We start from the raw sequence: 10,587 nt of genomic DNA on the forward strand, positions 1-10,587 counted from the left end.
AAACGTTTTAAAATTATTGCCGACAAATATCGGAATAGACGAAAAAGGTTTGGACTTCGATTTAATTTAATAACGGGAATTTACAACTTTGAATTGACTAATTGAGGTTTGGAAAGAACTCTATTGATGATGAACCCTACCAAGTAGATATGGGATGTGGATTCAAACTATTTAGGCACAATATCAATTATTTTGAGGCAAAGCACATTGATATCAAACCGCTTGTGCCGTTGTTGCCCTTTATCAAAAATAAAAATTCGTGGGGCTACGTTTTCCGCTATGGGTTTTTAGAAATCGACCTAGAGTCATTTGAGATCATCGCTAATGGCATGATTGAGTTTATCCATTATTAGATGAAGATGGTCGGCCATGCTAATAAAATCTGATCTTAAAGACGGATAAATCGTCAGATGTTTACGGGATGCGTACTTTTATTATTGAATAGATTTTAATGAATAAAAAATATCAAATATTCGTTTAATTGATCTAAATCAAAAAGCTTCTACAATCTGCTGCTTAAGTTAGCACTTTAATTTTCGCTTTGTTAAGATACCATTATCTTAAACCGATGGTGGGTATATCGTATTTTATGAGTCATTTCTTCATTCATGGTTCAGCTGGGATGCTTGAAGCAACTCTAGATACACCTAAAAATTTCACTTGTCGAGATAAAAGTGTCGTGATTTGTCACCCTCACCCATTGTTCCAAGGCACAATGAATAACAAGGTCATCACAACCATTTCACAAGCTTTTAATAACCTTGGGATTGAAGCATTACGCTTTAACTATCGTGGTGTGGGAAAAAGTCAAGGAAGTTATGGTGGTGGCGACGGTGAACTTGAGGATGCGTTAAGTATTATTGACCATATTCATCAAAATAAACCAAACCAAAAAATTATACTTGCTGGCTTTTCATTTGGTGGTGCTGTTGCTTACAAGGCTGCAATGCGAAGGGAAGCGGATGTTTTAGCACTTTTAACCATTGCGCCAGCAGTGGTAAACTTCCCCCTATCCAATTATCCTGAGCCAAGCATGGCATGGTGCTTGGTTCAAGGAATAGATGATGAAGTGGTCAGTTATCATGAAGTCTGTAAATTTTTTATTAACCAAACTTCTCATGATGCAACCTTAATACGTTTAAATAATGTTGGTCACTTTTTTCATGGTCAACTTGTTAAACTTAGAAAACAGATCGAAAGATATTATCAACCAAGGGTTTCACAATGGTAAACGAAATTGATATTCAAGCAATTAAAAACTATTTATTGTCACTTCAAAATCAAATTTGCAATACACTACAACAGATTGATGGCAAAAGCTTTCACGAAGATAATTGGCAATATACAAATGGTAATGGAGGGGGGTGCACCCGCGTATTGGAAAATAGCAATGTTATTGAAAAAGGAGGCGTTAATTTTTCGCACATCGAAGGTAGTGAGCTACCTAAAGCTATATTAAACATGAAACCTAAACTTATAGGTTATTCATTCCAAGCTATGGGTGTATCGCTTGTTATTCATCCTCTGAATCCTTATGCACCTACTTCGCATATGAATGTGCGTTTTTTCTTTGCTGAAAAAGAAGGTTGTGACCCTGTATGGTGGTTTGGCGGGGGGTTTGACCTTACTCCTTATTATGGCTTTAAAGAAGATTGTGTCCACTGGCACACAGAGGCATTTAATGCTTGCCAAGCATTTGGTAAGGACGTCTATTATCAATGTAAAAAGCAATGTGACGAATATTTTTATTTGCCACATCGCAAAGAATGTCGCGGAATTGGTGGTTTGTTTTTTGATTATTTAAATCAATGGGGATTTGAACGCTCTTTTGAATTTATGCAATCGATTGGCAATCACTATATCAAGGCCTATGCCCCGATTCTTGCTAGTAGAAAAGATACGCCGTATAGTGAAAAACAACGCGATTTTCAGCTGTATCGTCGTGGGCGCTACGCAGAATTTAACCTTGTCATTGATCGAGGTACACACTTTGGCTTGCAATCAGCAGGGCGTACTGAATCAATTCTTATGTCCTTACCACCACTTGTCAAATGGGTTTACAATTATCATCCTAAGCCTCACTCTGAGGAAGAAAAACTCTATACTGATTTCTTGCCAATTCGCGATTGGCTAGCCGAAAATGCTTCACTGCAACAATAAAAGTAATAAAAAAACACGACTTTAACGCATTTTCAATATTTATCCTGTAGCCTTTAAGATTGAATACATAATAATCAAAATTTTCTTGCCTTTCTACATTTCTTTTGTTGTAATACTTGCCAGCGGTTAAAACGCAATTATTTTTGTTTTAACTTGCATTCACAACCAAACTTTTCCATATTTACTGGTTAAGTCAATCACAAGGAGTATTAGATGTTAGATTTTGACCTTGAATTAACACAATACACTCAAACTATACAAGAGAAAATTGCCACTGAGCAAAAAGATGCCTTAATGCGGAACGTTTATGTATTAAACGATGATTTCACGCCAATGGAATTCGTAGTTGACTTGATTCAAAACGTTTTTAAACTCGAAACAAGACATGCTGAGCGTGTGACAATGGAAGCACATTTTAAAGGTAAGGCGTTGTGTGGCAAATATCCCAAAGATTTGGCTGAAACTATGGCATGCAAAGCAATAAGTATTGCCAAACAAGCAGGCCATCCTCTTATGGTAATTACAAGTCGCTCCTACTTATAAATTAAATTCTGTGCACTTAACGTATTTATACCAGTCCGTAAACCCCGCGGAATTAAATCCCATCACGATTAAAAATAAATTTTCCTCTACTTTGATTGATAATTCATTATCGTTTTTTTAGATTCGAGTTTTTTTGTGCCTGTAATTCGTCTATTATAAATATAAAGATTAAGGAACATAAATAATTACAGGTGTAGTATGCTAAGTAAGGAACTCGAACAAACATTAAATCAAGCATTTCAGCATGCAAGGGACTTACAACACGAATACTTAACGGTAGAGCATTTGTTAAGTGCGTTAATTGATAATGCTGATGCTAAAAAAGTGCTCCGGGCTTGTGGTGCAAACTTATCTGAACTTAAAACTTCTTTAGACGTTTTTATTCAGCAATCTACACCCAAAATTACTGAAGAAGGTAAAGATACACAACCAACGCTTGGTTTTCAACGTGTATTACAACGTGCAGTTTTTCATGTCCAATCTTCAGGTAGAGGGGAAGTTAACGGCTCTAATGTACTGGTGGCAATATTTAGCGAGCAAGATAGTCAAGCAGTCAGTTTTTTAAAACAACAAAATGTTACACGTCTTGACGTTGTAAACTATCTTTCACACGGGGTTTCTAATAGTAACAGCAATCAACAAACCCAACAGTCAATCGTAAACCCTACTGATGAACAAAGAGAAAAAACGCCACTTGAATTATATGCTGTTAATCTTAATCAACGTGCTAAAGAAGGTAAAATTGATCGCTTAATTGGTCGAGACTATGAAGTTGAGCGTGTTACTCAAGTCTTATGTCGCCGCCGTAAAAACAACCCTCTTCTTGTTGGTGAAGCAGGAGTGGGTAAAACTGCAATTGCCGAGGGCTTGGCTAAAAAAATCGTTGATAAACAAGTGCCTGATGTCCTTGCAAATGGTACGATTTACTCACTTGACATGGGTACGCTTTTAGCCGGAACAAAATACCGTGGTGACTTTGAAAAACGCTTTAAAGAAGTTCTAAAACAACTTCAAGAAGAAGGTGCAATTTTATTTATCGATGAAATTCACACAATTGTCGGTGCAGGAGCGGCTTCTGGTGGAGTTATGGATGCGTCAAATCTTATTAAACCAGCACTTGCCTCAGGCGATTTAAAATGTATCGGTTCAACCACATATCAGGAATATCGTACGATTTTTGAAAAGGATCATGCGCTTGCCAGACGTTTCCAAAAAATCGACGTTGAAGAACCAACAATTGAGCAAACCTATGAAATTTTAAAAGGGCTTAAGCCTTATTTTGAAGATCACCACAACATCAAATATACACTACCTGCTTTGCAAGCTGCAGCTGAACTATCAGCAAAGTATATTACCGAACGATTTTTACCTGATAAAGCCATTGATGTCATTGATGAACTAGGCGCTTATCAACGTACCAATGGTCATACCAAAAAGAAAAAACTCATCAATGTCACGGACGTTGAAAACATGATCGCACGACTTGCACGCATCCCTGCCAAAACCGTCTCCACTTCGGATAAAAATGCGATGGCAAAGCTAGGAAAAGATTTGAAAATGCTAGTTTATGGTCAAGATCAAGCCATTGAAGCTATGGTTGATACAATTAAACTTGCTCGGGCAGGGTTGCGTGATCCCAACAAACCTTGGGGCTCATTCTTGTTTTCAGGTCCTACAGGTGTTGGTAAAACCGAAGTCACCCAACAACTTGCTAACTTACTTGGTGTTGAATTATTACGTTTTGATATGTCTGAATACATGGAACGCCATACAGTTTCTCGCTTAATTGGTTCACCTCCTGGATATGTTGGCTATGAAGAAGGTGGATTATTGACTGAAGCGGTAATGAAGCATCCTTATGCAGTTGTTTTGTTAGATGAAATCGAAAAGGCACACCCTGATATTTATAACCTGCTACTACAAGTCATGGATCATGGTACACTGACAGACAATAATGGACGCAAGGCAGACTTTAGGAATATTATCTTGGTCATGACAACCAACGCAGGAGCATTTGAATCTCAAAAAAATTCAATTGGTTTTGCTAAACAAGATAATGCACCTGATAGTATGGAGACGTTAAAACGGATATTTACACCTGAATTTAGAAATCGATTAGATGCTATTATCCAATTTGCGCCACTATCAAAAGAAGATGTTAAGTCTGTCGTTGATAAATTTCTTGCTCAGTTACAAGGTCAACTTGATCACAGAGGCGTTTCACTTGAAGTTGATGAACAAGCCAAAGAGTGGTTAGCAGAACATGGTTACGATGAAAAAATGGGCGCTCGACCTATGGCACGTTTAATTCAAGAAACGATTAAAAAACCACTTGCTGAGGAAATTTTATTTGGTAAACTCGCTTCTGGAGGACGTGCAGAGCTTACAGTCAAAAAGAATAAACTTGCGTTTACTTATAGTTAATTTTAGTGGTTTACCTCAACACCTTTTCAACGCTTAACACTAAATGAACTTAAATACTTTAAGAATCTATGCACTAATAGTTGCTTTTTGCCTTGACTTGTAATTTGTTTATACGCTTGATCAGTCACATAAAATGTATCCTCAACTCTATGGGCCGCGGTGTGAATGCGTGCACGAATAATATAAAGGTGATGCGTTTCTAAAAAATAGCAAAGTGCTGCTAACAAACCAGGACGATCAGCGCATTTCACGATAATTTGCGAATATGTCTTATGCTTTGGACTTAAGATTTGTACTTTATTTTTGATGCGCTTTAACGTGCTTGTTGCCAATGCTTGACCATGATTAGGATGATAGCTTACTTTGTTAACGATTAAGGCACAATCAAGATGCTGTTTTAACCATTGCAGTGTCGTTGGTTCCTTTAATGGTACGTGATTTAGATCTGTCAACGTAAACTGGTAAAGCATAATCTTATTTGGTAATTGGAAAAAGCTTGCATCTGTAATATTAATATTTTCCTTGTATAAGACATAACAAATAGAAGATAAGTCAAGTGAACTTATTGGTGCTAGAATTAATAGCATAGATTGCTGTAATTTTTCATTAAACTGGCAAAAAAACTTCACGATTTGATCAGCACAATTATCTATCTCCTGAGTTATGATATTACTTTGCCATGTTAAAGCAGCAGTAGACTGTTCAGTAAAATAGCGAGCAGGTAACGCTTGCCATACTTCCTTAATATAGATTTGTTCGTTTTCACCTAACAAACTCAGTAACTTTAACTGTATTTGTTTAACCTGTTCTTTAACCGTAAGCTTCACCAATTGACCAAATTGATGACAAATGTTTTGGTAAAAATTAATAAACATGGTTTGCTGCCAATTTGTCCATAGATTGCGATTAGTGCCCTGAATATCAGCAATCGTTAATAAAAATAGGCTGTCCAAATAATATTGGCTCTGACAAAATAATGCAAATTGACGAATAACTTCGGCATCAAAAATATCTGTTTTTTTAATTGCACGTGAAAAAGCCAGATGATGTTTAACAAGCCAAGTGACAAGGTGCATTTCATCTTGTTTAAGCTGCCATAAATGTCCATATTTTTGAATTAAACGTGCACCAAATTTAGAGTGATCAACACCACTTCCCTTGCCAATATCATGAAATAAAGCAGAGATATATAATAATTTTGGTTCAGGATGACAAGCCATAAGCTTATATGCTAAAGGAAAGCTTAACTGATAAGCGTCAGAGTGCATCCGATAAAGGTTATTAATCACTTCTATCGTATGACGGTCAACTGTATATTGGTGATATAAATCAAACTGCATTTGCCCTTTGCTGCGCGCAAATTCAGGGATGATTTTTTCTATTAAACCAATATCCATCATGATACTCAATGCACTTTTTAGATTATGCTGTTGATTAAACAAATGTAAAAACTGCATTTGTAATGCTTGATGAGTAACGAAATTACGCTTATCCATAGCTTTAATAAGGCGCATGTTGTTACGTAGAATATTTCCATCCAATGCTTTAATCTGTGGATACTGACAAAAATAGCTAAAAGGTTCGATTAACTCAACTTCTCTTTCAGGATAGTTTATGCTTCTGTGTTTTAAAATGCCGTTATCAATCCGAAATTGCTCATTTAGCTGTGTATCGTTATTCTTAGCATATTGCGCAATCAATTCACCAAAAATAATACGATTGATCAGCTTAACGTGACGAATGCTGTTGTAATAATGCTGCATAAACTGCTCAATAGCTTTGTTGGTTTTTTTATGTTTAAAGCCGAAAAAGTGCGCAACCAGGAGTTGTTTATCAAGTAAAAGCGTGTTTTGCTCACGCTGATAGAGAATATGCAAATAAAAACGGATTGCTGAAAGCAATCGATGTGCTTTTGTTAGTGCATTTAGCTCATCTTGAGTAATATAGTTTTGCTCAACAAAGTAGCGCAAGGTTGCCATTGGATGGGTATAAAGCAATATCCAGTGAATACTTTGTAAATAACGTAAATTACCAATTGTATTTTTTATATCTGGTTGCTGATTGATTGGGTATTTATCATCACGTGCCCATTGTTCTTGATATTTTTTAGTGATGAAATCAGGAGCAGCTGGTAAATTTTCTTTAAGATCCACTTGCTGTTTAAATTGTTGAAATAAATCAAAGTCTCCACATAGAAAACGTGCATCTAAAATTGCTGTCAATAAATTCAAATCATTTTGCACATATTTAAATAAACTTATCAATGTATGTGTTGAATAGCCAATCTTAAGTGGCAAATCATGGAGTTCTTGAATAAAGTTAATAAGCTTTAAATCGTTTAATGCTTCATCACTTTTTGCCAAAAATAATAAATCCAAATCCGAAAAAAGCGCTCTATCTTGGCGACCATAACCACCAATGGCAATAACGGCGATGGCTGTCAAATTTGGATAATACTGAAGAATAAGCTTATCAATGCTTTTATTGTAAAGCAGTAAGGTTTTATAAATCGAGTGCTTTTTCTTTAAAAACTGTTGACTGACATCATCAATAATGGCTTGACATGCTTGTTTTAACATTTTGCTTTAGGCACTTATGGTCGATATGTACTATAAATGTAACACGTTAAATAGCAACCTTGAACTAAAGATTTTTATAGGTTCAATATTATTGCACTTATAGATTAGTAAATATACTTACATTCTTAGCTACTCTAAATTTCCGTCACTTCTTCAGTTTCTACAGCCAAAAACTCACACATATTATCAAATTTATGTTTAAGTGATGTAAATGTATCTGATTTAACGATAACTTTTGCTGCAATATCTCTTAGGTTTCGTGAGGTCGGAAGCAGATCACCAACTTTTACTAAATGATCAATCTTATGCTCAGCTACATGGGAAGGGACATTTAATTTCGTCACACGCCCTTTTTGATAAGGTAGAATCCCGCTAAAACAATAATGTTTTACCTCTTGTGCATAATCCATATCAGTAAAGTTTGTTAATAACTCCAAATTTAATAAATTAACACCAAATGCCTCTTTATACATAGGTACAATAATGGCACCTGGTGTTCTGGCTGCAACCTCCAAAAAGACAACTTCGCCCGCCTGAGTGATAAAAAATTCTAAATGCGCTGTGCCATCTGAGTATGAAAATACTTTCATAACGGTATCGGACAGTGATTTCCCCAAGGCAAATTCTTTTGAATCCTCAGGAAGCGGCAAACTCAAAAGCGCTTTCCCATCTCTAAACTGACAGTTCGGCACACTGTATTGGCAACATACTTGGAACACAGCTTCGCCATTCTTGTAAATGCTATCAATATGATACAATGTCCCAGATATATATTCTTCAACTTCGTAGTGTGTAAGATTTTGAATTAAGCTTCATGCTTCAAAAAACTGCTCTTTACTATGTATTACACTAACTCCATTTGACCCAAAATCCGCTAGTGGTTTGATGACAAAAATATCCCCAACCATGCTAGTGATGCGCTGATAGCTTTTTTCTATATCACTATTGTCGATTAAATCTGATGCCTGAAAGAATCTTGGCACTCTAACATGATGCTCATCAAGCTTCTGTTTCATCTTAACTTTATTTCTAAATAATTCAGCCTCCTCTGGCTTTAAACCTTGGACACCATACTTTGCTCTTAACTGAGCTACTGGTAATAAATAGTCTTCTGATAAGCACACAAACCTAACATCATTGCGATTATATTGTTTTAGTATGTTTTCTAACTCAAACTCAATATCACTATAATTTAGATATTCCGAAGCAATATTTTTGCAATTAGAATTTTTATATTCTCATGTGCAAAACGATTTTGTGTCAACGCCAATTCATTTATTGAAACCACAAAAACATAATCAAGGTCTAGCTTCCTATTGATTTCATCAAGTTCATATGACTGTAATTTTGTATAAGTATTGAAAAAAACAGCTAATTTTCTCATCTTTTCAGTATCCTTTTATAGAGTTTAACAAAATAAAACAAAACGCGCATAGGCAGCCAACTGTCAAGCATAGGCTCCATAGTAATGATGGGGAAATAACGTATAGTTTTGTGCCTACAAGTGGAGCAACAAACCCTGCTGCAGAAAAGCTTAACTGATAAATGCCAATGGTATTTCCTTTCTTGTATGGGCTGGACCTTAACATGTAAGGCAACAGCGCAGGAAATAATATCATTTCACCAAATGTCCATAATACACACAGCAGTAACGCGATGTATATATTGCTAATCAAAAGCGTCAAGCCAATTCCAAAAGATAATAACAAAGCACCTACAAAGCAGGTTGTAGATAACGTTTTTTTGTCAAAAAAATGACCTACTGGAATTTGGCATACGACAATTATTATCCCGCTAAACGCAAATATCAGTGAAACATCCGCAGCAGAAAATAGCCCATGACTGCTTAAAAAAATTGGATAGGTTGTTTGATTTTGATTAAAAATTATCATCATCACGAGCAATAGTAGATTTAAAAATATGAAAGCAAACAATCCGCTATGTTTTTGAGTCTGAACAGAACCATTTGATGCTTTTGGTGCTTTACACAGAGGAAAGCCCGATGATAAAAAGCAAGCAATTATAAGGTTTAGTGTTAAAATGGCGCTCATCACAATAAATGGCAACATGTTTTTAATATCATATAAAAAACCAAAAACTGATGCCCCCAATGAGTAACCAATATTTAAAGCTACTCTCCTGTACGAAAGCAAGGACATTTCCTTGATAACATGTTTATATTCTAAAAGTGCTATGATAGATGAAGGACGAAAACCACTATTAAAAAAACCAATGGCAAACAGAATAAAGCAAAAACCAAGTATATGAGACTGAAATGGGAGTAATATAAGCGATATTACATTACCAAGTAAGGAGATGATAATGATAGATTTAGCTGAAAATATGTCCGAACATATGCCTCCCAAGTACCCTCCAATAACCGAGCCTATGCCAAAGCACGAAATCATGATACCAATGCTGTCTGTGCTGTAGCCATAATCATGAAAGTAAAGCGTTCCCACAATAGTGACTAATTGGATCATTGCATTGAAAAAAATCAATGTTAATAGTAGGTATATCTGTTTAGGTAACCCTAACAAACAATTAACCATTTTACGCACAGCATGCATGATTAAATACTATATGATTTTCTTTGCCTAGTCTTCGCATACCCCAAATGGTGCAGCGATAATTTCATCTGTGGGAAGATGATCAAAAACAAAATATGGACTTGCGCGATCAATCGATTTTTGATTAGCAAATATATCTAATAATCGGTCTGGAAAATTTTGATACGCTGTTTTTCTCAATTGTTGAATAGAGTTCTTTCCAAACCTCAATTAGTCAATTCAAAGTTGTAAATTCCCGTTATTAAATTAAATCGAAGTCCAAACCTTTTTCGTCTATTCCGATATTTGTCGGCAATAATTTTAAAACGTTT

Annotated in this window: 11 protein-coding genes and 2 pseudogenes; 6 read left to right on the plus strand and 7 right to left on the minus strand. The window is 35.7% G+C overall.

Annotation, left to right across the window (positions count from 1 at the left end):
* The 6 genes and pseudogenes from M1V25_RS09810 to clpA all read left to right on the plus strand — a co-directional run.
* A pseudogene (locus M1V25_RS09810) lies at window positions 1–105 on the plus strand (IS5/IS1182 family transposase); the annotation flags it as partial.
* Window positions 102–353: an EVE domain-containing protein gene (locus tag M1V25_RS09815; protein ID WP_498843166.1), complete on the plus strand. Its 252-nt coding sequence runs from the start codon at window positions 102–104 to the stop codon at window positions 351–353. The pseudogene M1V25_RS09810 and the gene M1V25_RS09815, both read left to right, overlap by 4 nt.
* A 236-nt stretch (window positions 354–589) precedes the next feature.
* Window positions 590–1,231 (plus strand): alpha/beta hydrolase, encoded by a 642-nt coding sequence (locus M1V25_RS09820; protein WP_116963900.1) that lies wholly within the window; start codon window positions 590–592, stop codon window positions 1,229–1,231.
* Window positions 1,225–2,160: an oxygen-dependent coproporphyrinogen oxidase gene (gene hemF / locus M1V25_RS09825; protein ID WP_116963901.1), complete on the plus strand. Its 936-nt coding sequence runs from the start codon at window positions 1,225–1,227 to the stop codon at window positions 2,158–2,160. The genes M1V25_RS09820 and hemF overlap by 7 nt, the downstream gene beginning before the upstream one ends.
* Before the next feature lie 213 nt (window positions 2,161–2,373).
* The gene (locus M1V25_RS09830; RefSeq protein ID WP_498843167.1) at window positions 2,374–2,703 is read left to right on the plus strand and encodes an ATP-dependent Clp protease adaptor ClpS; all 330 of its coding nucleotides are present in this window, start codon (window positions 2,374–2,376) and stop codon (window positions 2,701–2,703) included.
* 198 nt (window positions 2,704–2,901) lie between these two features.
* Window positions 2,902–5,127 carry an ATP-dependent Clp protease ATP-binding subunit ClpA gene (clpA, locus tag M1V25_RS09835; RefSeq protein ID WP_498843168.1) on the plus strand — a complete coding sequence of 742 codons (2,226 nt, stop codon included), beginning with the start codon at window positions 2,902–2,904 and terminating at the stop codon, window positions 5,125–5,127.
* A 26-nt stretch (window positions 5,128–5,153) separates the two neighbouring features.
* On the opposite strand, the gene M1V25_RS09840 is transcribed toward clpA, so the two are convergent.
* The 7 genes and pseudogenes from M1V25_RS09840 to M1V25_RS09870 all read right to left on the minus strand — a co-directional run.
* Window positions 5,154–7,706: a [protein-PII] uridylyltransferase family protein gene (locus tag M1V25_RS09840; protein ID WP_116963903.1), complete on the minus strand. Its 2,553-nt coding sequence runs from the start codon at window positions 7,704–7,706 to the stop codon at window positions 5,154–5,156.
* 134 nt (window positions 7,707–7,840) lie between these two features.
* Entirely contained in the window at window positions 7,841–8,425 is a 585-nt protein-coding gene (locus M1V25_RS09845; protein WP_498843169.1) for a hypothetical protein, read from the minus strand.
* Window positions 8,426–8,518: 93 nt separating this feature from the next.
* On the minus strand, window positions 8,519–8,830 hold the full coding sequence (locus M1V25_RS09850) for an ATP-grasp domain-containing protein (RefSeq protein WP_498843170.1): 312 nt from the start codon (window positions 8,828–8,830) through the stop codon (window positions 8,519–8,521).
* A 68-nt stretch (window positions 8,831–8,898) separates the two neighbouring features.
* Window positions 8,899–9,090: a hypothetical protein gene (locus M1V25_RS09855; protein WP_498843171.1), complete on the minus strand. Its 192-nt coding sequence runs from the start codon at window positions 9,088–9,090 to the stop codon at window positions 8,899–8,901.
* Window positions 9,091–9,094: 4 nt separating this feature from the next.
* Complete coding sequence (locus M1V25_RS09860; protein ID WP_498843172.1) at window positions 9,095–10,276, minus strand: MFS transporter; 1,182 nt, start codon at window positions 10,274–10,276, stop codon at window positions 9,095–9,097.
* 27 nt (window positions 10,277–10,303) lie between these two features.
* Complete coding sequence (locus M1V25_RS09865) at window positions 10,304–10,456, minus strand: hypothetical protein (protein WP_498843173.1); 153 nt, start codon at window positions 10,454–10,456, stop codon at window positions 10,304–10,306.
* 26 nt (window positions 10,457–10,482) lie between these two features.
* Window positions 10,483–10,587, minus strand: a pseudogene (locus M1V25_RS09870) (IS5/IS1182 family transposase); the annotation flags it as partial.

The organism is Candidatus Nebulibacter yamunensis (genome assembly GCF_024208055.1).
GTDB lineage: Bacteria > Pseudomonadota > Gammaproteobacteria > Francisellales > Francisellaceae > Caedibacter > Caedibacter lacustris.